At 43.3% G+C, this 25948-nt stretch carries 31 protein-coding genes, 2 pseudogenes and 1 other annotated feature (1 of these 34 only partly in view); of the genes and pseudogenes, 31 read left to right on the top strand and 2 right to left on the bottom strand.

Features of this window, described 5'->3' with window-relative positions:
* Nucleotides 1-7 (top strand) — a binding site (T-box leader) (it extends 239 nt beyond the left edge of the window).
* Nucleotides 8-67: 60 nt separating this feature from the next.
* A complete protein-coding gene (gene argS / locus BLS15_RS08655) occupies nt 68-1828 on the top strand; it encodes an arginine--tRNA ligase (protein ID WP_090511222.1) in 1761 nt (586 codons plus the stop codon).
* A gap of 332 nt (nt 1829-2160) precedes the next feature.
* On the opposite strand, the pseudogene BLS15_RS29950 reads toward argS, so the two are convergent.
* A pseudogene (locus tag BLS15_RS29950) lies at nt 2161-2301 on the bottom strand (hypothetical protein); the annotation flags it as partial.
* A 209-nt stretch (nt 2302-2510) separates the two neighbouring features.
* Here BLS15_RS29950 and BLS15_RS08650 point away from each other — a divergent pair.
* From BLS15_RS08650 to BLS15_RS08595, 12 genes are all read left to right on the top strand, one after another.
* Nucleotides 2511-3089 carry a TetR/AcrR family transcriptional regulator gene (locus tag BLS15_RS08650; RefSeq protein WP_021254939.1) on the top strand — a complete coding sequence of 193 codons (579 nt, stop codon included), beginning with the start codon at nt 2511-2513 and terminating at the stop codon, nt 3087-3089.
* 141 nt (nt 3090-3230) lie between these two features.
* The gene (locus BLS15_RS08645; protein ID WP_021254938.1) at nt 3231-3572 is read left to right on the top strand and encodes a DMT family transporter; all 342 of its coding nucleotides are present in this window, start codon (nt 3231-3233) and stop codon (nt 3570-3572) included.
* The gene (locus tag BLS15_RS08640) at nt 3572-3886 is read left to right on the top strand and encodes a DMT family transporter (protein ID WP_021254937.1); all 315 of its coding nucleotides are present in this window, start codon (nt 3572-3574) and stop codon (nt 3884-3886) included. Before BLS15_RS08645 ends, BLS15_RS08640 begins: the two co-directional genes overlap by 1 nt.
* A gap of 269 nt (nt 3887-4155) precedes the next feature.
* Nucleotides 4156-5133 (top strand): serine hydrolase domain-containing protein, encoded by a 978-nt coding sequence (locus tag BLS15_RS08635; protein ID WP_021254936.1) that lies wholly within the window; start codon nt 4156-4158, stop codon nt 5131-5133.
* A gap of 132 nt (nt 5134-5265) precedes the next feature.
* Entirely contained in the window at nt 5266-5733 is a 468-nt protein-coding gene (locus BLS15_RS08630) for a zinc ribbon domain-containing protein (RefSeq protein ID WP_021254935.1), read from the top strand.
* A gap of 138 nt (nt 5734-5871) precedes the next feature.
* Complete coding sequence (locus tag BLS15_RS08625; RefSeq protein ID WP_090511218.1) at nt 5872-6066, top strand: hypothetical protein; 195 nt, start codon at nt 5872-5874, stop codon at nt 6064-6066.
* Between the two features lies 1 nt (nt 6067).
* Nucleotides 6068-7876, top strand: coding sequence for a proline--tRNA ligase (locus BLS15_RS08620; protein ID WP_090511213.1), 1809 nt, complete (start codon nt 6068-6070; stop codon nt 7874-7876).
* A 63-nt stretch (nt 7877-7939) separates the two neighbouring features.
* On the top strand, nt 7940-8278 hold the full coding sequence (locus tag BLS15_RS08615) for an acetyl-CoA acetyltransferase (protein WP_090511209.1): 339 nt from the start codon (nt 7940-7942) through the stop codon (nt 8276-8278).
* Between the two features lie 143 nt (nt 8279-8421).
* The gene (locus BLS15_RS08610; protein ID WP_090511204.1) at nt 8422-9018 is read left to right on the top strand and encodes a TetR/AcrR family transcriptional regulator; all 597 of its coding nucleotides are present in this window, start codon (nt 8422-8424) and stop codon (nt 9016-9018) included.
* A gap of 63 nt (nt 9019-9081) precedes the next feature.
* Entirely contained in the window at nt 9082-11007 is a 1926-nt protein-coding gene (locus BLS15_RS08605) for an alpha/beta fold hydrolase (protein ID WP_090511199.1), read from the top strand.
* Nucleotides 11008-11112: 105 nt separating this feature from the next.
* Nucleotides 11113-12135 carry an FUSC family protein gene (locus BLS15_RS08600; protein WP_021254930.1) on the top strand — a complete coding sequence of 341 codons (1023 nt, stop codon included), beginning with the start codon at nt 11113-11115 and terminating at the stop codon, nt 12133-12135.
* 414 nt (nt 12136-12549) lie between these two features.
* A complete protein-coding gene (locus BLS15_RS08595) occupies nt 12550-13038 on the top strand; it encodes a DinB family protein (RefSeq protein WP_021254929.1) in 489 nt (162 codons plus the stop codon).
* A 147-nt stretch (nt 13039-13185) separates the two neighbouring features.
* On the opposite strand, the gene BLS15_RS08590 is transcribed toward BLS15_RS08595, so the two are convergent.
* Complete coding sequence (locus BLS15_RS08590) at nt 13186-13455, bottom strand: hypothetical protein (protein ID WP_021254928.1); 270 nt, start codon at nt 13453-13455, stop codon at nt 13186-13188.
* 237 nt (nt 13456-13692) lie between these two features.
* On the opposite strand from BLS15_RS08590, the gene BLS15_RS08585 reads away from it, so the two are divergent.
* The 18 genes and pseudogenes from BLS15_RS08585 to BLS15_RS08490 all read left to right on the top strand — a co-directional run bounded on the left by BLS15_RS08585 (nt 13693) and on the right by BLS15_RS08490 (nt 25884).
* Complete coding sequence (locus tag BLS15_RS08585) at nt 13693-14703, top strand: alpha/beta fold hydrolase (RefSeq protein ID WP_090511547.1); 1011 nt, start codon at nt 13693-13695, stop codon at nt 14701-14703.
* 378 nt (nt 14704-15081) lie between these two features.
* Nucleotides 15082-15900: pseudogene (locus BLS15_RS08575) on the top strand (alpha-L-rhamnosidase C-terminal domain-containing protein); the annotation flags it as partial.
* A gap of 151 nt (nt 15901-16051) precedes the next feature.
* Complete coding sequence (locus BLS15_RS08570; RefSeq protein WP_090511184.1) at nt 16052-16540, top strand: GNAT family N-acetyltransferase; 489 nt, start codon at nt 16052-16054, stop codon at nt 16538-16540.
* Between the two features lie 168 nt (nt 16541-16708).
* Entirely contained in the window at nt 16709-17224 is a 516-nt protein-coding gene (locus BLS15_RS08565) for a GNAT family N-acetyltransferase (RefSeq protein ID WP_090511180.1), read from the top strand.
* A gap of 223 nt (nt 17225-17447) precedes the next feature.
* Complete coding sequence (locus BLS15_RS08560; protein ID WP_028531147.1) at nt 17448-17792, top strand: hypothetical protein; 345 nt, start codon at nt 17448-17450, stop codon at nt 17790-17792.
* A gap of 245 nt (nt 17793-18037) precedes the next feature.
* On the top strand, nt 18038-18265 hold the full coding sequence (locus BLS15_RS29420; RefSeq protein ID WP_231515019.1) for a hypothetical protein: 228 nt from the start codon (nt 18038-18040) through the stop codon (nt 18263-18265).
* A 386-nt stretch (nt 18266-18651) separates the two neighbouring features.
* A complete protein-coding gene (locus BLS15_RS08545) occupies nt 18652-18867 on the top strand; it encodes a bacteriocin immunity protein (protein WP_028531146.1) in 216 nt (71 codons plus the stop codon).
* Between the two features lie 270 nt (nt 18868-19137).
* Entirely contained in the window at nt 19138-19635 is a 498-nt protein-coding gene (locus BLS15_RS08540; protein ID WP_139170652.1) for a DUF6933 domain-containing protein, read from the top strand.
* A 115-nt stretch (nt 19636-19750) separates the two neighbouring features.
* Nucleotides 19751-20182 (top strand): GNAT family N-acetyltransferase, encoded by a 432-nt coding sequence (locus BLS15_RS08535; protein ID WP_231515017.1) that lies wholly within the window; start codon nt 19751-19753, stop codon nt 20180-20182.
* 205 nt (nt 20183-20387) lie between these two features.
* Complete coding sequence (locus BLS15_RS08530) at nt 20388-20771, top strand: VOC family protein (RefSeq protein WP_028531144.1); 384 nt, start codon at nt 20388-20390, stop codon at nt 20769-20771.
* A gap of 120 nt (nt 20772-20891) precedes the next feature.
* A complete protein-coding gene (locus tag BLS15_RS08525; protein ID WP_028531143.1) occupies nt 20892-21353 on the top strand; it encodes a GNAT family N-acetyltransferase in 462 nt (153 codons plus the stop codon).
* Nucleotides 21354-21429: 76 nt separating this feature from the next.
* On the top strand, nt 21430-21888 hold the full coding sequence (locus BLS15_RS08520) for an NUDIX domain-containing protein (RefSeq protein ID WP_028531142.1): 459 nt from the start codon (nt 21430-21432) through the stop codon (nt 21886-21888).
* Nucleotides 21889-21924: 36 nt separating this feature from the next.
* Entirely contained in the window at nt 21925-22323 is a 399-nt protein-coding gene (locus BLS15_RS08515) for a VOC family protein (protein WP_028531141.1), read from the top strand.
* 167 nt (nt 22324-22490) lie between these two features.
* Nucleotides 22491-23357 (top strand): alpha/beta hydrolase, encoded by an 867-nt coding sequence (locus BLS15_RS08510; protein WP_028531140.1) that lies wholly within the window; start codon nt 22491-22493, stop codon nt 23355-23357.
* 8 nt (nt 23358-23365) lie between these two features.
* On the top strand, nt 23366-24034 hold the full coding sequence (locus tag BLS15_RS08505) for an HAD family hydrolase (RefSeq protein ID WP_028531139.1): 669 nt from the start codon (nt 23366-23368) through the stop codon (nt 24032-24034).
* Nucleotides 24035-24058: 24 nt separating this feature from the next.
* A complete protein-coding gene (locus BLS15_RS08500; RefSeq protein WP_051613953.1) occupies nt 24059-24613 on the top strand; it encodes a GNAT family N-acetyltransferase in 555 nt (184 codons plus the stop codon).
* Between the two features lie 299 nt (nt 24614-24912).
* Nucleotides 24913-25302, top strand: a complete 390-nt coding sequence (locus BLS15_RS08495; RefSeq protein WP_090511173.1) for a hypothetical protein — start codon at nt 24913-24915, stop codon at nt 25300-25302.
* A gap of 108 nt (nt 25303-25410) precedes the next feature.
* On the top strand, nt 25411-25884 hold the full coding sequence (locus BLS15_RS08490; RefSeq protein WP_028531136.1) for a GNAT family N-acetyltransferase: 474 nt from the start codon (nt 25411-25413) through the stop codon (nt 25882-25884).
* The last annotated feature ends 64 nt before the right edge of the window (nt 25885-25948 follow it).

Here is a 25948-nt window from a genome sequence, read left to right as displayed (position 1 = left end):
CTCTTTGTAGACGGGGGCTTTTTGACGTGTCGCGAACCGTAACCAACAACAGGAGGAGAACGAACTTATGCTAAAAGAAATTGCCGCGCAAGTACTAGAACCTATAATGAACATGAACGGGGCAGACATCGAACGTGCCTTGGAAGTACCTCCGCAGAGCGAGCTGGGCGACTTGGCGTTCCCTTGCTTCCCATTGGCGAAGCAGTGGAGACGTTCTCCGCAGCAGATTGCGGTGGAACTTGCTGAACGCATCAATCAAGAGAGCGATAACATTCGGATACGAGCGGAAGCCTCTGGCGGATATGTGAATGTATGTTTTGATCAAGATTACTATGGCGAGGCTTGTCTTGCTCGCATGCAGGAGCCGTTATTCGGCAAGTTGTCGATCGGAGAGGGGCAGCGTGTCGTTATTGATATGTCGTCCCCGAATATTGCGAAGCCGTTCAGTGTCGGTCATCTGCGTTCTACGATGATTGGAAATGCGCTCGCTTACCTGTACGAAGCCGCAGGATACGAAGTGTTGAAGGTGAATCACCTTGGGGATTGGGGGACCCAATTCGGCAAGCTGATTACGGCCTATAAGCTGTGGGGGGATGATGATACGCTGCGCCAAGATCCAATCCGTGAGAGCTTGAAGCTGTATGTAAGATTCCACGAGGAGGCGGCTCAGCAGCCGGAGCTGGAAGACGAGGCGCGCGAATGGTTCCGCAAACTTGAAGCGGGCGATGCAGAGACCGTACAGCTGTGGACGTATTTCGTTAACGCAAGTATGGTCGAATTCAACCGCATGTACGAACGACTCGGCGTTCACTTTGACCACGTTCTTGGCGAGAGCTTCTACAATGACAAGATGGATGCGGTCGTCGCTCATTTGCAGAAGCTTCAATTGCTCGAAGAAAGTGATGGGGCGATGGTCGTTCGTTTGGATGATGAGGGTATGCCGCCATGCTTGATATTGAAATCAAACGGAACAACGATTTACCCGACACGTGATTTGGCAACGGCGATCTATCGTAAGGAAGTCATGAAGGCTGACAAGCTGATTTATGTGGTTGGCGCGGAGCAGCAGCTGCACTTTCAGCAGGTATTCGCCGTGCTTGGCAAGATGGGATATGAGTGGGCACAGGAATGTACTCATGTTCCGTTCGGTTTAATGACATTTGAAGGGAAGAAGATGTCTACGCGCAAGGGCAAGGTTATCTTCCTTGATGAGGTATTGAATGAGGCAGAAAATCGCGCGCTGCAAATTATCGAAGACAAGAATCCATCTCTGAAAGAGAAAGGCAAGGTGGCATCGAAGGTTGGGATTGGTGCGATCATCTTCGGTGACCTGAAGAGCAGTCGTATGTTGTCTGTTGACTTCAACTTGGAGGATGCGCTGCGCTATGAGGGCGAAACCGGCCCTTATGTACAGTTCACACTCGTCAGAGCAAAGAGCTTGCTCGTCAAAGGGGGATGGACGTCATACTCTGATTGTCCAGCGGATTCCGCGACGCTTGGCAAGGATCCAGCCGAGAGGCAAGGTGAGCAGTTGGGAAAGAAATCAATTGCGACAGGAGGAGTAAGTCAAGAAGCATGGATCTGCTTGAAGTCTCTCAGCAAGTATGAGCGTGCTCTTCAGATGGCGGTGGCCAGCAATGAGCCGTCCATCTTCGCTAGGTATTTGCTTGATGCAGCCAAGCAGTTCAACCGTTATTACCATCAGGAGCAGATTCTCGTGGAGAATGAGATCGAGCGCCACCACAAATTGCGTATCGTCGCAGCGGTGGCATATGTGCTTGAAGCGGGGCTGAACCTGCTTGGCATTGAAGCGCCAGAACATATGTAGGGCGTTATATCGATGTGAGTTGTGAAAAAGAGACTCGCATCATCTGTATCACTTCATTGATTATGCGTATGTAAGACATGAATTTCGTAGGGGTGGTGGGTTGGTTTGTACTCGCAATCTGATCCTGTCTATCTGTAGACGACAGAAGAGCCGCGGAGATATCGTCTCCCGGCTCACGCACAGGTCACATACAGGGGTCATGTACAGGTCACGTACAGATCATTTACAGGTCACTTACAGATTAGGCTTGATGCTACTGTCATTATCGCCATTTTGCCAAATTCCGGAGTGATAAGCGGGAGGTTCATCTGTTCAATGGCTGCTGTTGTATCCTATATAGCGTTCAGTCCCTTTTTATCGGAAAATGGGATCAGGTTTTGCTTCGCACTTTTGGATGTCATTAGGATAAATGTTTGAACTTTCTGTTCTTCATTTCTAGGAAGAGATGCTTTATCCTTTTCTCGATAAGTCTTGTGAAGCTCTGGTTAGAGAAGATGTATCGTATTTAAAATAAATAAAAGGATATTTAACTATCGAACTCGTGATTGACAAAAGAGATGAGATGTGAAAAGATGTACCTAACGAATATTAGTTAGGATAAAAATGTGTCGTCGTAATGGCATGCGGGAACGCTGCGTGCATTACCTAACGAATATTAGTTAGCCTGAAGGAGATGAGTAGAATGACAGCTAACCGAATTATTGAGGTCGCGTTGAATCATTTTGCAGAGCACGGATATGAAGGGGCTTCCCTTGCGAATATCGCGGAACAGGTAGGCATCAAGACACCATCTATTTACGCTCATTTCAAAAATAAAGATGATCTGTTTGTTAGCGTAATCCGCCGTGCAGTACAAGAGGAAATGGGACACTTGCAGCGGTACATTCAGACTCACCGTGAGCATCCGATTAAGGATGTGCTGTACGGATTGATTCAACAGTATGAGGCACGCTATGAAACGAGCAATCAATTGAAATTCTTGCTGCGGGTGATGTTCTTTCCGCCTGTTATCATGCAGGAGCGAGTTATGGAACTGGTCAACGCCCATCTGGATCAGATGGAACGGGAGCTTATGGCCGTGTTCAAGCTAGGAGTGGAGCGAGCGGAGATTGATCAACTGGATATGGAGATGATGACCGCTTCTTATATGTGTCTTGTTGATGGCATTCTCGTTGAAATGCTGCTTGGTGGCCCGGACAGATTCCGACGCCGCTTCGATGCTTCATGGCGCATATATTGGCGCAGCCTGACACGAGACTAGTTCGTGAAGTGGTATGAACAATGAATCTCTTGTTTGAGAAGAAATATAGAAAAAATAAGAATGGTGTAAGCTGCATCTGTGGGATGCAGTGCATGGAATCGTGCTCGTTATAGAGATAGCAAGGAAGGGAGAGAGCAGCAAATGAATAAGCATTGGATCTACGTATTTATCGCCGCCTTCTTTGAGGTCTTCTGGGTGATCGGATTGAAGCACGCGAACAATGTATGGGAATGGGGAGGTACGGCCATTTCAATTATTGTCAGCTTCTATGTGATGATTATGGCAGGCAAGAAGCTCCCTGTAGGGACGGTATATGCCGTATTCGTTGGACTTGGAACTGCAGGAACTGTCTTCGCAGAGATGGCTTTCTTTGGAGAACCATTCAAGATGATCAAAGTGCTGCTTATCCTTGTGATGCTAGCAGGTGTGATGGGATTAAAGCTGGTGACGACTGAGAACGAAGCGAAGGGAGCTGAATCCTAATGGCTTGGATAAGTCTCATTGCAGCAGGATTATGTGAAATGCTTGGTGTGGCGATGATTAGTAAGTTGAACAAGGATCGCAACTGGCAATCCTTCGTCTTTATGTCGACAGCATTCAGCGCTAGCTTCATTTGTCTGTCTATTGCGATGAAGTCGCTCCCGATGGGGACGGCTTATGCGATATGGACGGGAATTGGCGCATCTGGGGGTGCCATCCTCGGGATGCTCTTCTACGGGGAGTCCCGCGATTGGAAGAGAATCTTATTCATCTCCTTGGTACTCGGAGCAGCAATTGGGCTGAAGCTTGTTTCTTGATGCTGAAGCTGACAGGGCATCGTTGAGGCATTTGTGCAAATGGAATAGTCAGATCGTGATCCGTGACAAATGAGGAACAACTCCATACCATAATTAATTTTATAAAGCGCCTCCCACTATCACCATGGGAGGCGTTTTTGTGACTTTGATTAGAAAATGAAGGAAACCCCGCCGTAGATATCGAAGTCAGTAATGACGTAGTACTCACTAGTAGAGTTAGGCTTCAGAGCAGCAAGCTGTGAAGAACATGGGAAGGGGATAAGACCGTTATGGAGTTGGCAGCTTGGGTGGATCAATTGTTAGAGAAGCAGGGATATAACGGATCGATCTTGCTGGCGTCACAGGGTGAGATTGTCATAAGTAAAGGGTACGGCCTAGCGAACGTGGAAGAGAGGCAGCCCATTAATAAGGATACAGTATTCAAAATTGCATCAATTGCCAAGCAATTTACGGCAACAGCCATTATGAAGCTGCAGGAGCAAGGGCTGCTTCGTGTAGAAGATAAGCTTGCGAAGTATGTACCTGAGTGCACAGGGCTTGCGGATGTTACGCTCCATGAGCTGCTCACTCACTCCTCTGGATTGGACGAAGATGCGCTAATTGATTGGAATGTACATGAGGATCTAAGGCCATTGCATACGCTGGCGCTCGATACCGTCACGCCATCCGGAGCAAAAGGGGCGTATCGCTATAGCAACTTCGGTTATGCACTGCTTGGACTGATTGTAGAGAGACTGTCGGATCAACCGTATGAAGCGTATATCGAGAAGGAATTCTTCGAGCCATTCGGTATGACAAGAACAGGTGGACGTATGGATATACTTCGCAGTGAGCCGAACATGGGGATCGGCTATAGAGGGGGAGAACTCGCTTGGAAGGAAGATATACCAAGCCATAACAGTGCAGGAAGCATTGTCTTCTCCACTACCGAAGACCTGTTCCGCTGGGATCGTGCCCTTCGCTCAGGCGAAGTGGCGAGTGCGGAGTCAATCGATGCGATCTTCACGCCGCAAGCTCGAATTGATGAGGAACGCAGTTATGGCTACGGATGGGTCGTATATCCAGATCGACCGCATATCTCGTATCATAATGGGGGATTATCGGGCTACAGCTGTACGATGATTCGGGATGCGAAGTCGGATTCGGTGCTTATTGCCTTGAGTAATTTAGCGGATATTGGCATGCAGCCTATTGATGTACTGAAGCAGGGCTTGCAGGAGCATTTCCCAGCGTTCATGCAGCTGTAGCTGTAGCAGTAGCCTAGCCGCTAAAGGCGCGTACAGGTTATTCGGAACGGATTGTGTCAATTTGCAATTGCTTTACAACGGAATCAGTGCGTATTCAAGATTTGGCTGGGTAACGGAAGGAGTGCATCGCGCATGGCGATCCAAATATGCAGCAACTGTGGGTATTCGAACGAAAAGTCCGCATCGGTATGCATCGTCTGCAGTCACTCCCTGAAGGACGCCTCCTTACAGGGAACGCCAGAGGAAGATAAGCAATACAACGGCATCTTGGCTGTGAAGCAAGTGGAGCTTACATGCTCTGAGTGTAATGGAAATGTAGAGCAAGGCTCCACGGAGTGTAAAAATTGTGGTTCCATGATTTCGAATCAGATTGCCAGTGAGAAGTCAGATGATCGACCTAGCGAAGAGCAAGCGTCAGAGCGCAATATAGGCTGCACTTCACTCTTGATCGTAATCATAGCCACCGCTATTTACCCAATTGTCGGAATCTTAGTGGGAGGCGTATATGCCTTCAACAACGACAAAGAGAAGCGGGGAGTCGGTATCGCGTTATTGGTACTGGGTTTATTGTTGAAGTTGGGCTACTGGGTGATGCGGTAATCGGGTATCGTTGGATGAGATACTTGACACCGAGCAGCAGAACGTGTAATTTATTTAGAAAATATAACCACGAAAAGCGACGACCAAAGACATGAGAGTGAACGAGATGCATGTACAGAGAGGAGTCAACTTGGTGCAATGATTCCCTTGCAGCTTCATTCTTCCTACTTTGCAGCTGCAGATTCGATCTGCCGGGCGCAAGCCCGTTATGGAACATGTGAGAGCTGTCGGTATATGCCGACTGCTGAATTAGGGTGGTACCACGACAACGCATTCGTCCCTTATGGGATGGGTGCGTTGTTTTTATTATGGAGAGAAGAAGAGGGGGATTGAGATGAAACAGAGTGAATTGTTCCTATCTACGATGCGGGATATGCCTTCAGATGCGGAGACTGCCAGTCATCGGCTGCTGCTGAGAGGCGGTTACATGCGGCAAGTTGCGGCGGGCGTATACTCGTATTTGCCGCTTGGCTGGAAAGTGCTTCGGAATTTACAGGAGCTGATTCGAGAAGAGATGGAGCGGGCAGGTGCTCAGGAGATGCTCATGCCAGCGATGCAGCCTGCAGACCTGTGGCGGCAATCGGAACGGTATGAGGTATATGGTGAAGAGCTAATGCGGCTGTGTGATCGCCATGAACGGGAGTTCGTACTCGGCCCGACACATGAAGAAGTCGTTACGGCACTGGTGCGAGATGAAGTCAATTCGTATAAGAGGCTGCCGCTTACACTGTATCAAATTCAGACGAAATATCGTGACGAACGACGGCCTAGACATGGATTATTGCGATGCAGGGAATTCATCATGAAGGATGCTTACTCCTTCCATCTGGATGCAGAGTCGCTTCAAGCTCAATATGATCGAATGGTTGACGCATACCATCGGGTGATGCAGCGTCTGAATCTAACGTATTGTGCAGTGGAGGCAGATGCTGGCGCGATTGGCGGAAGCGGACGAACACATGAATTTATGGCACTGACCAGCATTGGTGAAGATACGATTGTGTCTTGTGGGCATTGCGGATACGCCGCGAACCTTGAGAAGGCTGTAAGTCAGTCTGACTCTGCATCTGCATCTGCGGTGAATACCGAAGCGCTTCCCGATTCGCTCGAAGCTGGACATACGAAGGATGTCGACACGAAGGCTGTCCAAATTGAGGAAGCACGTTTAACAGGAGAGGCATCGACAGCAAATATGCCTGCACGTATCCATACCCCTGGGGTGAAGACAATTGATGAGTTGACAGCCTATTTGCAAGTGGAACCGTCCCAAACGATAAAGACATTGTTATATGTGGCAGATGGTGAGCCAGTTGCAGTGCTCGTTCGCGGGGATCATGAAGTAAATGATACGAAAGTCATGCGAGCATTGACAGCCAATCAGCTGGAACTCGCCGATGCCGAGACGGTAATGCGAGTAACAGGCGCTCCCACAGGATTTGCAGGGCCAGTTGGATTGAAGATCAAGTGCATAGTCGATAAGGATGCGGCTCATGTGGAAGACGCGATTGTGGGAGCGAATGAGCAGGATTACCATCTGATGCATGTGATGGCTGGGAGAGATTATGAACTCACTATGGTAGGCGATTATCGGAATGTCGTGGAGGGAGAACGATGCGTACATTGTGGTCATGCACTGTCGTTCCATCTTGGAATTGAGCTAGGACATGTCTTCGAGCTTGGAACGAAGTATACGGATAAGCTGGGCGTACAGGTGATGAACAAGTCGGGTCAAATGCAGACGCTTCTGATGGGATGCTATGGTATTGGCGTATCCCGCATGATGAGCGCAATGGTGGAGCAGATGCAGCATGAACGAGGGCTGCGCTGGCCGTTGTCTGTCGCACCTTACTTGGTGCATATCATTCCAGTATCGATGAAGGATGCAGCACAAGCTGAAGCAGCATCGAGATTGGCTGAGGATATGAGCAGCTTCGGTGCGACTGTGCTGTGGGATGATCGCGATGAGCGGTTCGGCGTGAAACTGGCCGATGCGGATCTAATTGGCTGTCCAATGCGTATCGTTATCGGCAAGCATATTGCTGAAGGGAAGGTAGAACTTGTACATCCAGACGCCAGCACATCAGCTCTGGTAACGATGGAGCAGGCGGTTCATACCGTGAGAATGTATGCAAATCGGTCATGATCGGACGGTATGAGACATAAGGTGGAAGTGTGTGACATTCGAACAGAATGGAGGTCGTATGCTATGAATGCTTCGAAGCCATCATCCGATCAGTCGCTTCCATCTCAAACCGAGCCGCAAGTTATATATCAAGCGGATGGCGCTCACTTGCAGTGCTTGCGAGATACTCGTGAAAAGTTGCATCATATATGCCATTCGTATATGAATCGACCCGTCCGTATTCAGACAATAGACGGATTTATCTGTGATGGTGTTATTGTAAATGTGGATCGGGGAATTGTGTACGTACAGACGCAGCAGCCGGTTATGCAGCGGGGATTATACAATGCTTACATGTACAATAACGTCATCTTGCCGCTGGTGCTGTATGAATTATTAGTTATTACGCTGATGGTTACATAAGTCCTCTTGCACTTTATCAGCTGTATGCATCCGTGAACAATCACACTTAGCCCTTGCTATCGAAGCAAGGGCTAAGTGTATGGAGGGATAAAAACAGTGAATAGAGGTTGTAAATATTGATTTAGTACTGTATAGTACTAATTATGAATGAGAGTAAACGAATACCACCATTATCGAATCGAGATCGAGTCATTGGCACGGCTGCAACGCTATTTTTGCGCCAAGGGTATGCCTATACGAGCATGGATGAGATTATGCATGCGAGCAATGTGTCTAAGTCGAACATCTACTACCATTTCAAAAGCAAAGAGGAACTACTTGGTTCAGTACTCGTCTATTGGATGGGACAATATGAACAGTTGCTAGAAAGCCTGCTTGAACGAAGCGATCTAACCGTAGAAGAGAGGGTGCTGGCATTTGTGGATGCTGCTGCGCAGCAGCATGAGCAGTGTGATGTTCAAGTGGGATGCCCCTTCATGTCGTTATTCATGCAGAGCCCGCTTGATGCGGTTCAGGTTCGTCAGCAGATCGGACAATTCTTCGCTCAGCAGCTGCCTTTGTTCGAGCGGATGTTCGAGCAGGCAAGAGCAAGCGGAGAGATTGCAAGCCATCATCATCCGTATGGATTGGCAGTTGTACTGCTGTCCGCGATAGAAGGGGCACTGCTGCTAGGTGATACAGAACCAAGCCTGCCGCGTGTCCGGCATACGGTTGCACATTTTTTTCAACTGCTTCGCTGAGGCGAGGCTTTTTTTTGACGTGAATTAGAACTGAGTAGTACTAATATCAGAGGGGGCAATAACATGCTGTACAACAAGGAAACGATCTTGATTACTGGGGCAACGGGGTTTATTGGGAGAGAGGTAATCCGGCAGTTGAAGGATGGTGATGAAAGGCTGCTTCTTCTCGTACGTTCCGCGACACGAGCAGAAAAGGTGTTCCAGCAGTACTCAGAATCGGTAAGAAGCCGTATTGTGTTCATCGAGGGGGATTTGGAGCAGGAATTTCTGGGATTGAAGAAGGAGGATTGGCAATTAGCGAGGCAATCTGATGTATTGATCCATGCCGGTGGAGCGATGCAGATTACGCAATCAAGTTCAACAGCAGAGCGAACCTTTCTTCACGGTGCTCAGGCAATAAGTCGGTTAGCGGAAGAGATTCATGGTAGCAAGGGACTTCGACGCTTCATTCATGTAGTTGGCTATATGAGCCCCTTTCAACAAGACACGAATGTTAGCGGGCTTTCCATTGATGATGTGAGTCGGTTCGTGCCGCCCGATGCTGCCCCTTACGAACGTATGAAGTTCACGGCGGATCTGTGGATTCGTCAAGAGGCTGCTCGAGTTGGCTATTCGCTATCTGTTGTCAATCCTAGCACCGTTATTGGTGCTAGGCCAACTGGAAGTACGCCGCAACTGGAGGGGCTTGGGCTGTTGGTGAAGGCGGTACGCAGCAGGAAGATGCCTGTCATTCCTGGTGGGGATCGATATTGGCTTCCATTGGTGACGAATGATGATGTCGCAAAATCCATCGTATTACTTGCTAGGGAGAAGGAATACACAACTCGTGAGCCTGTTACAATCAATTTAGTTGGTGATAAGTCCAATCAGCCAAATATGAAGGAACTGCTCGGTGAAATTGCCCAGCAGCTGCATGTAGGAGCACCAGCTGTATCCGTGCCATTGCGATTGCTGTCATCTGTGATGAGATTTGGCGGGGAGAAGTTGACGGGCATTCCGTCCCAATCATTAGCGTTCGTAACGGACAGACATTTCGATAATGCTTCAGCGAAGCAGCTGTTGAGTCGAACTTTGTATCATGATCCTCTCTGTTGCAAGGAGATCCTTCCGTTCGTCATTGCAGATATTGATTACCGGCTTACCTTTCCCGAGGAGCCTGACGGGGGATCTTTCGTTCACGGACGCTTCGGCTCCATGGTTGCATGGGTTAGGGAAGGGAGCGGAGTGCCAATTGTGCTGCTGCACGGCTGGCTAAGTCAAGCAGATGATCTGTTACCACTGGCGGCTGAGCTGCATATGCGAACAGGAAGGACCCTTATTGTTCCTGACCTTCCGGGCTTCGGACGATCGCCAAGGATAAATGGAAGCAATCCAGCAACTGGAATTGTAGACAGTGTCGTAGAAGCAATCCAGCATCAAGGTACTGTGTCGCTTATCGGCCATTCCTTCGGGGCGTGGGTAGCGAATGAAAGTGCTGCGCGATTAGGAGACGGCGTGAAGGAATTGATTATGCTGCAGCCTGTTCTGGAACGTCCACGTGGCGCTGCACGTTCATTCATGAGTCGCTCGCGCAGGCTTACTGCCAGCATGCTGAAGTATATGCCTGCTTCCTTAATGAAAAAGAAAATGCTGCGCGAGGGAGTGTTCGAGAAGGCGTCGTCAATACCACAATGGTATGTATCAAGAATAATGGCTGGTCTTCGTTCCCCGCGGATTGCAAATGCCAACGCTTCAGTTATGCATGCAATATATCATCACTTATCGGAGCAGAGCATTTTGAACGATGGGGTGAAGCTGGCTAGTTCACTCGTAGGAATTGTATGGGGGGAGAAGGAGAGGCTGCATCAGCTGCCTGCATTACTCGAGGGAGATGAGCGTCTAGTTCGCTTGCCGTACGGGCATCATTTTCCCTTATCGCATGCAGAAGCAGCTGCGTCGACTATCGCTGCGGTGCTGGGCGAAGAAACAACAACAGAGCAGAATATTTAGGCGTGATCCATTTTATTAGCCGTCTACCTTGTCTTGAAGCGGGATGGATTCGTGTATACAATAAGGGAGTGTGAGTGCCGTCTAGCAGAAATGGAGGGATTGAGGATGGCATTCGGAGCCAGAGTGCTGAAGACAGGGATTGCGGTTACGCTAGCGTTGTTCATTAGTCAAATATTCCAGTTCAAAACCCCGGTCATCGCCGCCGTTGCCGCGATATTTGCGATGCAGCCTTCGATTTATCGTTCATGGAGATATTTTCTTGAACAGCTCCAGACGAATACATTGGGCGCTGCAATCGCCTTATTGGCAGGGATGTATTTCTCGCATGAGCCGATAGCCGTCGGTATTGTATGCGTACTGGTCATTATGATTTGTCTGAAAATGAAAATGGAAGAGACAGTAGGGTTGACGCTCGTGACCGTCATTGCCGTTATGGAAGCATCAGGTCAATGGGATTTCGCCCTGCTTCGCTTCGCGCAGATATTGATCGGGATTGGTTCTGCTTGTCTTATTAATATTTTGTTCTTCCCGCCGAATCCGAAGGCACAGTTCATTACGTTGATTGAATCATGCTTCAGTCGAATGTCGCTGCTGCTGAGAACCGTCATCTCGGATGAAATGAAGGAATCCGTGTTCCAGGAAGAGAAGCAAAGTCTGGTGGATTCATTGAAGGTACTCGCCGATAAGTATAAGCTGTTCGAAGAAGAGACGAAGAAGCTGAAGCGAGCGAAGTATAGCCGCTCACGCGAGTTGGTTGTATATAAGCAGCTGCTGCATACGCTCCGCAGCGGAATTGAGGTGCTGGAAGCTATCGATGAACATTACTTCCAAGCAGCCCGTGAGCCGGAGACGAATCAAATGTTCGATCAACACTTGGAAATGCTGATTAAATGTCATGAGCATGTACTGTTAAAGTTCGAAGACAAGGTAAAGCCGAATAGCTTGGAACTGGATAAGATGGAGGAAGATAATGAGCAGTTCATGCAGATCACGATGAAGCTATGTTCCCAAGATGGCAGTGAGATGCTAAGGTTGTCCATTGTTGCCGCGGCCATGTATGAATACGGCTTCCAAATTGCAAGATTGGATCGCCTTGTCGGCCACGTCGAGAAAGATTCAGATGCGTAGCGGCAGATGGTGTGCAGCGTATTGAATCTTTTCGCACCGCGCGTGCTCCCAGCACGCGGTGTTCCGCTGCATGACGGCGGTCGGTCAACCACAAGGTTCACATGAGTAGCAGAATAAATAACCGATGATCGTACCAAGGGGGAAGACGGCTGATGACAGCTGTCTTCTTTCTTTTTTCATGCAGCAGGATTCATTAAAGCGTACTCCCATGCTTTTGTGCTGCGCGAATGAATTTCACGCAGGACAGCTTGGATATACAGATGTGAGACACAAGGGCGGAACAGGCGATCGATTTTAGGAAAGCTTAGGAAAGAATTCGTTGGAAATTCATAATTTTAGGCATTGAACTGATGGCAAGAGCGATATATGTAAGGAGAAGGGTTGACTCTTTCATTCAGATTGGAGTGAAGTGTAGTGGAATCGGTTCATTTGGAGCATGAGGTGCTAAATAGTTTCCAAACTTGGAGAGGATGGGTAATCGAAGTTTTGAATAAGGTAGACGTGGAAATTGTCGATACGATCCCAGCAGGGTGCAATAACTCTATCCGTTGGCATGCGGGTCACCTTGCTGTGGCATGGGATCAAGGAATTTTCCAGAATGTCTTTAAGGAAAAGCACTTGCCTGAACATTATATGGGCTATTTCGCCAATGGAACAAGTCCTTCGCAATGGAACGGGGATGCTCCTGCTCTGGCGGAGATCATCACCCATTTGGAGGCACAGCGTCATATGATCGGTGAGCGAATTGTGGGAAACTGGGATCTCGACTTGGTCAATCCTTTTCTTCAATTTACGAAGGCTAGCCAAATGTTCTTCTTCTTGTTAAGTCATGAAGCCATGCATTTCGGCCAGATCAGGACATTTATCAAGACGCTTGAAGCATCCCAGCCGAATCCAATCTAAGTACTCCGTCGATAAAAGCATGTACCGATGGGCAATGTCATTATGCATGTCAGAAGGGATCAAAGAAAAAAGAGCCGTGTACCGGCTCTTTTGACAATAAACCTGTCAAATAGGAAGATGCGTAGTTAGGTAGTTAGGTGATTCCGATTATTTGCGCTTTGTTTTTGGACGAACGCCGCGAGTGCCAACAGTACGCTTGCCATTTTTCACGCTTCTGATTTCTACAGGGCCTACAACTTCCTCTCTTTCGACAACCGTGAATACATGCTTAGGAATCGGGCAGCAATGATGACGGTTGATCACTTCGATCGGATGAATGATAGGCAGTATTTGAGGATGGAAGAAATCACGAATTACTGGTCTTGGCGGACATACGATTGGTTCTGCTGGCGGGCAGAACGGACGAGGACATGTCATGAATAACAACTCCTTCTGTTAAGATGGTACATTATATTGGGGAACTTGGAATTGAGTCTGTACACCTGTACTGTCTCGTGAGAAAAATGCACAAATATGGGTGGGAGACCAGCAGTGCATTTGTGTATGTCGTCTCGCTTTGAGCGTGTTATTGAACAGCGGGTAAACGTGCAAATGTGCATAGATCGAGCGGAGAAAGGGTATCTTTACCTCTATATTCGTTACGAGGTGAGACTGATGCCCAAGAGGCTTATTAATGGAATTCATCTGCACTACCATACGTATGGCACAGGTACACCCATATTGTTTATTCATCCGCCACTGTTGACCTCGGCCAACTTTCGATATCAAGCGGCGCAATTATCGTCTACTCATCAAGTCATCACCTTCGATATTCGCGGCCATGGGGAGAGTGATGCTTCCAAGGAACCCATTACGTATCCGCTCATTGTCCAAGATATGGTGAAGCTGCTTGACGAGCTTGGCATTAAGCAGGCCTATATTTGTGGATACTCGACTGGCGGAGCCGTAGCGCTTCAGGCGCTATTATCACATCCGCATCGATTCAAGGGCGGCATTCTTGTGAGTACGATGGCGGAAGCAAGCGATTACTGGCTAAGAGGAAGAATTGCGCTTGCGATCGCACTGACGGCGATGAAGGCCAAGTCATTGCTTGCGTGGGCTATTTCGTTCGGAAATGCGGACAGCCGGACGACATACCGGAACTTGAAACGTACGGCGATGCGTGGGGATGTATCGAATTGGAAGCAATATTATCAAGCGTCATTGAAGCATCGCTGCACAGAGCAGTTGAAGAGCATTCAGGCGCCTATGCTGCTGATTTATGGCGAGAAGGACAAAGGTTTCCATCGTTATGCGGTCAAGCTGCAGCGATATTTGCCGCATTATCATTTGTATTGGCTGAAGGGGGCTAAGCACCAAATTCCGACGAAGCAAGCTCGTGAGATGAACGGGATTATTGCACGGTGGGTGCGGAATCAAGAGCTGGCATCGGAAGTGAAGGAGGAGCTTCTTGCGAAGCGGACTGTGAAATCAATGCCGAAGCAGGAGGCTGCGAGTACTCAGTCTGAGTGGGATGGAACCGCAAGCGAGACGAACTCTGCAATTGCGGTGGAACCACCCTGGTACATGGAGGAAGAAGACTTGCGTACAGCTGATGCACTGCATGTTCTAACTGCAGCGGAAGCAGGGGAAGTAGATGATCATCATGCGGATGAACTGCATTGATTGGCAAGCATAAGTTGGAGATCGAGCAATGGGAATTAGAAGTGAGATATGGACTGCGACTGGATCATGGCTTATACAAATAAATGTTGGAGAAGACGCGCAGCTGTGCATGGGGCATCGGCGCGTCTTTTTTTGCTGCATGTTGGAAGTTAGGGAATGGGAAAAGGATGGACGGTGGTTGCTAGCACATTCCTTCAATAATAATAGATTTCTTTTAATAGTTATTCCAAATATGGTGAGTTGAAGGTATAATTTATGGAAATATGCAGCAGTACTATGTTTCTATTACTCCATGAAATCAGGTGACGACTATGCTCATAGTGAAGAAGGTACGGTGTGAGAACAAAGAGAATCCCATTTGCTTTGAGTTAGGAATGGTTTATCGCGACAGCTTACTATGCATATTCGACCTCCTTGCTGCAGCGGATTGCGGTTATTCTGGGTGAAGTGGAGGATGCTCAGTACTATAGCAGCTTGCACGGGCATATTCTTCAAGCGCTTCAGGATGAGTTCATCACGCCGAATGGCAGACTGGCGTCTGATACGCAGACCGCACATGTGCTGGAGTTGATGTTCAATCTAGCTGGTGAGCGCGTGAAGGAACGCGCTGTGAAGCGCTTGGTAGAATTGTTGAAGCATGAGAAGGTACATTTGACGACCGGATTTCTAGGGACACCGTACTTGAACCTCGTCTTGAGTCAATGGGGACATCACGAGCTTGCGTGCAAGCTCTTATTCCAAGAGGATTATCCGTCATGGTTCTATCCGATCAAGAAAGGCGCAACCACCATATGGGAGCATTGGGACGGCATTAAGGAGGATGGCTCGTTATGGAATGACAGTATGAATTCCTACAACCATTACGCCTACGGTTCCATTATCGAGTGGGTGTACCGCTATGTCGTTGGCCTGGAAATCGATGAGGCGCAGCCTGCGTATAAGCATTTCTATTTGCAGCCGCATTTTGGTTATGGCCAAGATTGGCTGCGAGTGAAGCGGGAAACAGCATACGGTGAGATTGCAATCGAGTGGAAGCTGGAGGATGGTATGGTCGAACTGACAGTGAGCATTCCAGCCAATACGACTGCGACACTGCGAATCGACAACCAGCTCTGGGAGCCAGTTGAAGACTATGAAACGACGCTCGGTTCAGGGACGTATCGGTTGCAGTACCGTCATCTAGATGACCGGATTTGATCGAGGAAGTTATGTATATTGGGGGTACATCCATTATGAGTAGGTGGATGTGCCCTTTTGTTTTGTGAGGGTTATATTTCCAATAAGAGGTTTCGAAGTTATACTTAGAAGAAGGAAATTCTTGAAGTCCTATTATTGAGGTGAATCTGAGATGTCAGTAGTCAAAGTTGAGTTGAATCAGAAAATAATTTTAAAACACCTGATGACATTGTTTCTTCATGACTTATCGGAATTTAACGAAGAACAGGAATTTAATCAAGAGAGTGGTTTATTTGAATTTGATGCTTTTGAATGGTTTTTTGAGAAGGAAGGTTTATTTCCATTTTTTATTAAGCATGAGGATGATATTATCGGTTTCATTTTACTTCAAAGCTCTCCATATACGAATCCAGAACGATATGATTATTTGATTAATTCGTTTTTCATTTTAAAGAAATATCGTAGGAAAGGCTTAGGGAAACAGGCTGTTCAAGATTTATTTCAACAATGTCCTGGAAGGTATGCAATAGGCCAACTATTTAATAATATTCCCGCAATTCAATTTTGGAGAAAAATTTATGAATATATGAATGTCGAATTTCAAGAAAAAGAAGAGATGGAAGAAGGTCTTAAGATAAGATATCAATATTTTGAGATCTGATTTTGTAAAAAAGATTATTACGTATATCAGGATGGCATAGATGCCAAAAGGTTATAAGAAATCATCGTAAATAAATTTCAACAGAAGAGATGTTACTACTCATTATATATAGTTATGGATAAGTTTTTGTAATATCTGCATTAATTAATCCTAAGAGGTGATTATATTATGCGAATAAGAAAAGCAACGATAAACGATGCAGAAGGAATTGCAAAAGTTCATGTGGATAGTTGGAGAACAACTTACAAAGGTGTTATCTCAGATGATTTCTTGTCAAAATTATCATATAAAAAAAGAACTGATTTATGGATCAAAAATATTGAAAAAGAAGATAATTTTGTAGTTCTAGTAGAGAACCCAGAAGGAGAAATTATTGGATTTGCAGATTGTGGTAAGAGAGAGACAGTTCCTAATTCAGGTAACTTAACATCTATATACATACTTAAGGAATATCACGGAAGAGGTTTAGGGAAAGAATTACTCAGACAACTGTTTCTACATTTCAAATTTTTAGGATATCAAAACATTTTTGTTGATGTTCTAGAAGATAACAAGACCCGCTATTTTTATGAAAATTATGGTGCCAAATTATGTGATTCCACTCAGATAATAATTGGGGGAAAAGTTTTGAATGAATTAACTTATGAATGGGATAACATTGACGAGGTCATAGCGAAATTATAACCTTACTATACTTAATAACAACAATTAATAATTTGTATATCAATGGAGTCGATGACTTCCCATAACACCGTACTCACGCTGCTGATTCGAAGAAGTGGATCAGCAGACAATCCTGAGAGGCTAAGTTTTCGACCCAGCTACTGTCGCTCCTTTATCGTGAAAACTGAGGACGTTAGACGGAAATACTGTAGTAAATTAAATAAGAAAACAAAAGGATTAAACCATGAAAAACTCAATAAATAAATATCTATATTATTTGGGATCAGGCTTATTCGTATGTTTTGTTGTTTATATAATCGCAACTTATTCCTTTCAAAAGACTCAATATACACTTTTTGTCTATGAGTATCCAGCAAGTAATAGCAATAAGGTTAAAGGATTGGAAGATCCAGGTAATAGAATAAGTGTCTACAGTTTCGGAGTACCAGGTATCGGAATTCCAGATAAGAGAATAAACGTAATAAGCACACCATTATATGTATTAATAAAACAAGAGAATCAAGAAATTGAATATGTAACTGACAATGTTAAGAAATTAAATGAGTATCTAAAGGAAGAAATAAAATAACTTGTAAGTGGATTTCGAAGAAGTCAGCAACTTCACCTAACACTGTGTTTACACTGCGGGGCTTACGCCCATTGATTCACTCGAGGAATTTCCGAGAAGTTGGATCAGGCGGACACATCCGTACCGACTAACCGCATCGCGCCCAGGGACTTTGTCGTCTCAAGTCGGTGGGGTCGTGAATACAAGAACGTTATAAGTAATTGCCTAATGCAAAGCATGATAAAAGAAGAAAGGAACATAAACGTATGTGGGTTCCTTATGAGACATTAAGAAAACATCCTCCAGATTTTCTTGTTAAGTATCGATTTTTTATACCTGAAGAAGGTGGAAGACAAAATCTTCCTTATCAAGGTTATCGAAGTGATTTTGCTATAGAATCGGATTTTATGAATAATACAATAGATTTAAGGGTGATACACCCTGAATTTGAAGATGAGTTTGGAAATCTTATTATGGACGAATTAAGCAAGTAAATATAAGTGGAACAGCAAGGATGTGGATTCTATTTCCTAGTTCTAGAGCACGTCATAGAAAAACATTAGAAGTAGGAATGAAGGGATATTTTATGGAGGGACCTAAAAAGGTAGCAGAAGCAGAAATAGTTCAAATCATCGGACTACTAACAAATTCTTGTATTGAAGATCATTGAATTTTGGAAGCTTGCTCAAAGCAGAGGCAAGTACATATTGCATTGTATTCACGCATTGGGGCATTCGCCCCTGTTTATTCAATTAATCAAGAAGAATTAAAGAAATTTTTTGATACACAGCTTAAGGGTTTTTATTTTGGAGAAGACAAAATAAAAGGATTTCTGAAAGAATATCACCCAATAGAGAACTTTTTATTTGAGAGGTAAAGAATGAACAAAAAACTAAGTAGAGATGAATTGATTATTCTCGTAAGAAAAATTATGAATTGTGAAGGAACAGAGCACGAAATAGATGAGATGATGAATTTACTTGAAAGTAATGTGCCAGATCCTCATGTCTCAGATTTAATATTTTGGAGTGATATCGAGTATAGCCCAGAAGAGATAGTCGATAAAGCAATGAGCTACAAACCTATTATTTTGTAAAGTATATATTATTTTGCGATACTAGAAGTAATTGATGGCGATAGATAATAGTGTGCTTAATGTTAAATAGGCATTGAAATTAATTCAGTGATGTGCAGACATCTCTAATATTTATGCAGCGGCTCCTAACGGAGCCTTGGTCTGCAGAACTGGATTTCGGAGAGGCATTTCGGCAGGCAACCCCGTCGGGGTTCATGAATACAGAGACGTTAGACGAAACCACCTGCAAAGATTTTATTAAAACCAAAAATAGAGGTGATTTTTGTGCTTGTGATCCGAGGGACTAAAAAATTATTACAAGACTTGAAAATGGAAAGAACAATAACAAAAATAGACAGTTCTGATTCTTTTTTTAGCTGGCATGCGAATGTAGTTGTAGTAAATAGGAGAAAGTACCTTATCTTTATGAATGATTTATCGAGACTTAGTTTGACGATAGTAGGAGTAAGGAGTACTCAATATAAAAACCTAAAAAATATCTTTTTGAAAGAATTAACCGACTATTTAATTAGTGAAAACCTTGATGAGGCAAGAATAAATCAATATATAAATGATTGTGCAGATATTATATTTACAACCACAAATAACAGAAGTGTAATAAGCACAATGAATGACGTAGTGTTAATAATGCAGAATATAAGTTTCGATTTTGCAAATTATATTGAGCTAAATAAATGGAATAATGATAGTTTTTATAAACCGATTAATTACTCCAGGCCAATAGAAGTATTTAAACAAGAGATCGAAAATCGATATTCGAGGGAATGATAGAGTCGGATTTGTTTTTTTTATTTCCAATATAGGAACGCTTGTACGCAGATGTAAAAAAGGTAAAATATAACTACAGTTGAGTCTTAGGTGGACGTGGCTTTACTTCGGATAATTGTGGGCTAAAATATGTACCAATCCAGGTACACGGAGGTACGCACAAACAGATCTATCAGCTGTCTATTTTACCATAATAAAAGAAGACTGCATCGCGATTGGCAGTACCCAATTGTTTAACATCCATCCTTGGTCCAAGCATGCTGAATTTGGTATTTGGATTGGGGACAAAACGGTATGGGGGCAAGGGTACGCTACAGAAGTGACAGGTGTTGTCCTGGGTTTTGCGTTCGAGCGTTTAAACCTTCATAAGGTGTATTTGACGGTAGATGCTGATAATCCTGGTGCTATTCGGACTTATGAAAAGGCTGGTTTCAAGAAGGATGGCATACTAAGAGACGAAGTCTATAAAAATGGCCAATATGTAGATCGTATAATGATGAGTATTTTGAAGCATGAATATTTAAAGCTATCTAATTGTTCCAAGTAACAAAGCGTTCAGGATACTTAAAAAGGATATACAGGAATATGAATTATAATGAGTAGAGTATCGGATGTATAATCATGGAAGTCGGTCAGACAACAAACGCCCCACCCTAAGATATGAGCTTTCTAGGGCTGGGGCGTTTCGTGAATACAAAAAGTTAGATAAAATCACAAAGAGTTTGAAATTATTCATTTTAGGAGTGAAGAGGATGAGCGATGCTTTTCTAACAAAATTAGAACACATGCAAATTCCAGTCAAAGACTTGGATGAATCAATTGAGTGGTATGTATCGCACCTTGGATTCAAATTATCAGGGAAATCTAAAGAGCAGCATCATGCCTTTTTAACATTGGAAGAAGGGCCAATGTTAATGTTGTGGGAAACCAATGAAATAACAAGTGCTAACTTCATATTTAATGGACAAGAGATGCCTGTATTGCTCTACAACACCAAGCAAATTCATCAGTTCCATGATTATCTGAAAGAAATTGGAGCTGAAATTACTTTTTATAAAGATGAAGGATTCGGATGGGTTCTTAAATTCGTAGATCTCAATGGGAACATGTGGGGAGCAATTCAATTAAATGAATAGCAAATGAAATTGAAAGCGGAGTCAGAGTGGGTTCGTCTAACACAATATTCATGCTTTGGATCATTCGACCCTTGGTTTGGCTGTAGTCAATTTAAGCAGTTCAAGGATGGAGATCTCAATTTGAAAGAAGTTTATCAAACTCTTGTAATCGAAGAAGTAAGTAAAGACACACAAGAAGATGCTAAACGTATTGTTTTAGCTGGACTAAAGGAGAGATTTGGATCGTTGGATGAATCATTAAATCAAGATCTCAATGAAATCGTCCTTAATTATAGTAGTAGGGGAAATCACTTTTTAGTTGGCAGAATAAATACAAAAGTTATTTGCACTGGTGCATTAATTCGTGAAGAGGTTGATACAGGGAGAATTGTTAGAATGTCGGTACAAAAAGAATACCGAAGACATGGATTAGCTCAAAAAATGTTAAAAGAGCTTGAAAGAAGAGCAATAGCTAAAGGATTCAAGAGAATTGTGTTAGAAACGACAAATTCCTGGCACGATGCAATTTCTTATAAAGAATTTGATAGAAATGAGTATGAAGTACATATGGCAAAAAATTTATTCGGCCGACTTCGTCCTTAAGGTAGTGAGGCGTCGCGAATACCTAACTATGAAACTAGCGCAAACCATAAAACAAAATTGAGAGGATAGTTCAAAGATGAGAATCATAGTAACAGGAGGAGCCATAATTCGGGACAAAGATAACAGAATATTACTTCAAATGCGTTCTGATTATGGGGATTGGGGTTTACCGGGTGGGGGAATGGAGCCAGGAGAAACGATTGAAGAAACAATGAAACGAGAAGTTCTTGAAGAAACAGGTTTAGAAGTTTGTAAAAATGAACTTTACGGGGTATATAGTGGACCTAGAATGCAGTATCGGTATCCCGATGGGAATGAAGTCGTATTTGTAATGTTTATATTCAATGCACTGGTAGATCTCAATGGGAAGATAGGGAATGATGGAAATACCGTAAAATTCAGTGATCCTAACAAGGAATCTTTAAGACTTGAATTTAAAGCGTTAGAAGAAATCGACATTTCAAACATTAGTACAGTACAAAGACCTATTTTTGAAGATTTACTGATAATGAAAAAAGAAATACTAAGGGCCTAATATTGTCAGAACAATTAATTTGGGAGGGAGCTAACAATGATTTTTGAGATGACTACTCAATTTCGGGTATCGAATATCGAAGAAGGACAGAAGTGGTATGAAACGCTCTTACATAGAAAGCCTGATTTTATTCCACATGAAGGGTTTGCGGAGTGGGAACTGATTCCCGGATGTTGGTTACAGATTGCAGAAGGAATACCTACTGAAGGAAATGGACCATTACGTTTAGGAACAACGAATATTGAAGCTGAAAAAGATAGATTAATTGAGCTGTTAGAAATAGATGATTTTGAAATTTACTCAAAACCAGAGGTTCCGGTCAAATGGGGAACCTTTACAGATCCTTGGGGGAATCGCCTTGGATTTTTTGAGTACCTGGATAAGAACGAAGAACGAGAACGTATAAAGATGATCATTGGAACGAAAGTTTCTTAATCAAAGAATATGGGACAGTGACGTCTCTTGGTTGTTAGATGTATAATCATGGAAGATAATCAGACAACAAACGCTCCAGCCTAAGATAAGAGTTATCGGCTGGGGCGTTTTACGAATACAGAAACGCTAGCTGAAATGCTCGGTAATAACGAAAGGAGGAATAAGTCTTGAAAGATACGAAGATCTATAAAGAAGTAAATAATTGTTCTATAAGTGCAGATATTTATTATCAGGGTAGAAATTCTCCTGTGATCTTGTATATCCATGGAGGAGCGTTAATTTTTGGAGCAAGATCATGGTTATCCTCAGATCAGATTGAATATTTCAGACGATCTGGCTTTAGTATAGTCAGCGTTGATTACCGACTTGCTCCTGAAACTGGATTTGAGGATATCATAGAAGATATAAAGGACGCAATTACTTGGGTAAGAACGAAAGCAATCGAATGGTTTGATTTCGATGTAAATAATATTGCAGTTATGGGTAGTTCAGCTGGTGGCTATCTCAGCTTATTAATTGGAACAATGGATATTAGACCTAAAGTGATCGTTTCATTTTATGGTTATGGGGATATCCTTGGGGAATGGTTATCTAAACCAAGTGAATACTACTGTCAGAAACCGACTATAAATAAGGAGGCAGCCTGTCAGCATGTCGGGGATCGTGAAGTTACGAATGGCCAATGGGAACGATTTAATTATTATTTATATTGCCGACAGCACGGTGTCTGGTTAAAAGAAGTAACGGGAATCAATAATGAACATGATCTTACTAAATTAATTCAATATAACCCAATCAATAATATAACGGTAGATTTTCCCCCAACATTATTGCTTCATGGTGATCAAGATACAGATGTTCCCTACGAACAATCAGTATTAATGCACAAGAAGTTAAAGGAAAAGGGAGTAGCTACAAAGTTAATAACTATAAAAGGAGCGGATCATGTTTTTGATCATAACTTTAGTGAACTACAAGTTCAAAGCGCCTTTGAAAATGTGATTGATTTTTTAAGAACACATCTTTGTAAATGAGGTATCCTATGAGGCATCAATTAAAAGGCATTGTATTTGATATGGATAATACGATTTTAAGCTCAAAAATTGACTTCCAAGCCATGAAGTATGAAACCTATCATTTTCTCGTATCGAAAGAGATCCTACCCGCTGGATATAATCTTGATTACCATACAACATCAACAATTGTTGAGGAAGCAATACAAACGAATCGAATGACTGAAGAGTTACTGAATGAAATGTGGGATATTGCGAAGAAGCATGAAGTGTGTGGAATGCAGGGGGCTGATTTGGAGCCCGGTGCAGTGGAGATCCTTAATAAACTTCAAGGTAGATATCACCTTGCAATTGTAACAAATAATTCTGTTGAAGCTGCAGAAATCGCATTAAGAGATAATGGTATTTATGAATATTTTGATTTCATTATTGGTAGGGAGTTAATGAAATCATTGAAGCCTTCACCGGATGGATATTTGCGAGTGTTGGATGAATTTAAGAACTCAGCGAATGAATGGCTCTCTATAGGCGATTCATGGATAGATGGAAAGGCATCTATTAGCGCAGGGATAAGGTTTATAGCTTATCGATCCGATAAAGAAATGTTGAAGCAGATGAAGGTGAACCCGACTGCAGAACTGTCCGATCTCTTGGAATTGATGAGTCTGATTGAGCAAATCGAAGAAGGTTCAGTGTGAAAACTTGTGCAAGAGCTACTAAATATGATAGGAGGAGGATATGATTTGACCTTAGAGTACTTAATGAGATCGAAAAACATTCAATTTAGGAGAGCCAGAATAGAGGACTTAGACTTCATTATCTCATTAGAAAAACATCCAGATAGCAAGAAATATATTATTTCTTGGACCAGGGATAAACACCAGGATGCATTGGGAAGCGATGATTTTATATATATGATTGTAGAGAACTCAAATAGTCAGAAGATTGGGTATTTCATATTATCAGGACTATCCAATCAAAATGGTTGTATTGAATTAGTTAGAATTAATATAGGTGAAAAGGGTAAAGGTTATGGGAAGGAAACAATGAAGCTGATACAAGAATACGTGTTTAATCATCTTAAAGCGCATAGGCTTTGGTTGGATGTTAAAGAACATAATAATAGAGCAAGACACGTATATGAGTGGGCCGGATTTAAGGTAGAAGGCTTGTTAAGGGAATGTATTAAATCAGAAGAAAATTATGAGTCCTTGGTGATAATGGGAATGTTGAAGAATGAATATAGAGGAAGACTTTCGGCTTCGATCCTTAGTTAGTTTCATTATAATGTGTGGAGGTATTTTGTCTCCGACAGGACTTGCACCTAAATGGATATATTTTATTACGTTTTTACCAGGTAGTATCTTATTCTTGATAATATGTTGGTATGAGTTGAAGAAATTTAAAGATTCTAAATGAATAGAAAATCTCAAAAAATGCAACGGTAACTAGTTGTCAGACTCGTTTTTTAAACGTATATTATTAAAGATTTTGAAGTAGGCCCCGACACCATATAACATCGTTACTAGCATCGCAATGTACGTTGCTCGATTTTATTTAACTCTTGGAGGCATTGATGTTAAGACAATTTGCTATTTTAAAACAAGATGTAGAACCAAAAACAAAGCATTTTATTGGGTTTCCACCAGAAATAAGTGGAGATTCAAGTAGTGCTAGATCGCTCCCAAATGCAAAATTCGTATTGCTGATAGAAAAATCTGATGGATTTAGCTTATATAGATATGATGTAGATGGGAATTTCGCAGGTGATACGTTTCACGGTACTATTCCAAATGCCAAGGGACAAGCGAAATTTGAATATAATATTAAAAGTGAATCCCAATGGATCAGTATTCCAAAAGATGAGAAGAGCGAAATAAATTATGTAATTCGTTATTATAAAGCACGGGAACAAAGAAGAGCACAAAAAAAAGAACAAGACGAAAATAATATAATTGATAACTAAGCGCATCGCACCCGGCAACTTTGTCGCCTTAAGTCGGTGGCGTTATACGCAATTGCTGGAAACCGAAAAAGGTAACGTCATAAGTTTGCATCTGGAGGGAGTAATAAAATGGACATCACGTTAATCAAATCAGGCCTTAATGAAGCAACGATGATTCACGAAATGCAAATCAAAGCATTTATGCCGCTGTTACATAAATATCAAGATTATGAAACCAGCCCTGCTTATGAATCTGTGGAACGAATAATTGATCGATTAAATCAATCGTTTACGGATTATTACATTATAAAAAGTTCAAATATTTCAATAGGTGCAATTAGAATTGTAAGGAAAGAGAATAAAATCTATCGCGTCAGCCCAATATTTATTTTGCCTGAGCATCAAGGGAAAGGAATTGCACACAAGGTATTTTCTATAATCGAAGATATATACAACGATGCGCGAATTTGGGAATTGGATACCATATTACAAGAGCAGGGGAATTGTTATCTCTATGAAAAATTAGGTTATCAAAAGACAGGGGAATTAGTGCAAATTAACGATAAAATGACAATTGTGTTTTACGAAAAACGTTTGATTTAGCATTAAGACGCAACATCAACAAAAGCCCCAGCCTGAAGAGCTATCTAAGGCTGGGGCTTTTCGT

It is taken from the genome of Paenibacillus sp. cl6col, from assembly GCF_900102125.1.
Lineage (GTDB): Bacteria > Bacillota > Bacilli > Paenibacillales > Paenibacillaceae > Paenibacillus_B > Paenibacillus_B suaedae.
The sequence above is the reverse complement of the archived record's forward strand: the minus strand, read 5'-3'. Positions and strand labels throughout refer to the sequence as shown.

Bases quoted from the DNA above. Each gene is read 5' to 3' on its own strand.
- BLS15_RS08645 (WP_021254938.1), top strand. From the start codon at position 3,231: ATGAATAAGCATTGGATCTACGTATTTATCGCCGCCTTCTTTGAGGTC.
- BLS15_RS08560 (WP_028531147.1), top strand. From the start codon at position 17,448: ATGAAAAACTCAATAAATAAATATCTATATTATTTGGGATCAGGCTTA.
- BLS15_RS08570 (WP_090511184.1), top strand. From the start codon at position 16,052: ATGTCAGTAGTCAAAGTTGAGTTGAATCAGAAAATAATTTTAAAACAC.
- BLS15_RS08590 (WP_021254928.1), bottom strand. From the start codon at position 13,455: ATGACATGTCCTCGTCCGTTCTGCCCGCCAGCAGAACCAATCGTATGT.
- BLS15_RS29420 (WP_231515019.1), top strand. From the start codon at position 18,038: ATGTGGGTTCCTTATGAGACATTAAGAAAACATCCTCCAGATTTTCTT.
- BLS15_RS08565 (WP_090511180.1), top strand. From the start codon at position 16,709: ATGCGAATAAGAAAAGCAACGATAAACGATGCAGAAGGAATTGCAAAA.
- BLS15_RS08640 (WP_021254937.1), top strand. From the start codon at position 3,572: ATGGCTTGGATAAGTCTCATTGCAGCAGGATTATGTGAAATGCTTGGT.
- BLS15_RS08610 (WP_090511204.1), top strand. From the start codon at position 8,422: ATGAATGAGAGTAAACGAATACCACCATTATCGAATCGAGATCGAGTC.
- BLS15_RS08625 (WP_090511218.1), top strand. From the start codon at position 5,872: ATGATTCCCTTGCAGCTTCATTCTTCCTACTTTGCAGCTGCAGATTCG.
- BLS15_RS08650 (WP_021254939.1), top strand. From the start codon at position 2,511: ATGACAGCTAACCGAATTATTGAGGTCGCGTTGAATCATTTTGCAGAG.
- BLS15_RS08530 (WP_028531144.1), top strand. From the start codon at position 20,388: ATGAGCGATGCTTTTCTAACAAAATTAGAACACATGCAAATTCCAGTC.
- BLS15_RS08495 (WP_090511173.1), top strand. From the start codon at position 24,913: ATGTTAAGACAATTTGCTATTTTAAAACAAGATGTAGAACCAAAAACA.
- BLS15_RS08585 (WP_090511547.1), top strand. From the start codon at position 13,693: ATGCCCAAGAGGCTTATTAATGGAATTCATCTGCACTACCATACGTAT.
- BLS15_RS08545 (WP_028531146.1), top strand. From the start codon at position 18,652: ATGAACAAAAAACTAAGTAGAGATGAATTGATTATTCTCGTAAGAAAA.
- argS (WP_090511222.1), top strand. From the start codon at position 68: ATGCTAAAAGAAATTGCCGCGCAAGTACTAGAACCTATAATGAACATG.
- BLS15_RS08505 (WP_028531139.1), top strand. From the start codon at position 23,366: ATGAGGCATCAATTAAAAGGCATTGTATTTGATATGGATAATACGATT.
- BLS15_RS08615 (WP_090511209.1), top strand. From the start codon at position 7,940: ATGAATGCTTCGAAGCCATCATCCGATCAGTCGCTTCCATCTCAAACC.
- BLS15_RS08600 (WP_021254930.1), top strand. From the start codon at position 11,113: ATGGCATTCGGAGCCAGAGTGCTGAAGACAGGGATTGCGGTTACGCTA.
- BLS15_RS08500 (WP_051613953.1), top strand. From the start codon at position 24,059: ATGATAGGAGGAGGATATGATTTGACCTTAGAGTACTTAATGAGATCG.
- BLS15_RS08630 (WP_021254935.1), top strand. From the start codon at position 5,266: ATGGCGATCCAAATATGCAGCAACTGTGGGTATTCGAACGAAAAGTCC.
- BLS15_RS08605 (WP_090511199.1), top strand. From the start codon at position 9,082: ATGCTGTACAACAAGGAAACGATCTTGATTACTGGGGCAACGGGGTTT.
- BLS15_RS08520 (WP_028531142.1), top strand. From the start codon at position 21,430: ATGAGAATCATAGTAACAGGAGGAGCCATAATTCGGGACAAAGATAAC.
- BLS15_RS08490 (WP_028531136.1), top strand. From the start codon at position 25,411: ATGGACATCACGTTAATCAAATCAGGCCTTAATGAAGCAACGATGATT.
- BLS15_RS08620 (WP_090511213.1), top strand. From the start codon at position 6,068: ATGAAACAGAGTGAATTGTTCCTATCTACGATGCGGGATATGCCTTCA.
- BLS15_RS08515 (WP_028531141.1), top strand. From the start codon at position 21,925: ATGATTTTTGAGATGACTACTCAATTTCGGGTATCGAATATCGAAGAA.
- BLS15_RS08635 (WP_021254936.1), top strand. From the start codon at position 4,156: ATGGAGTTGGCAGCTTGGGTGGATCAATTGTTAGAGAAGCAGGGATAT.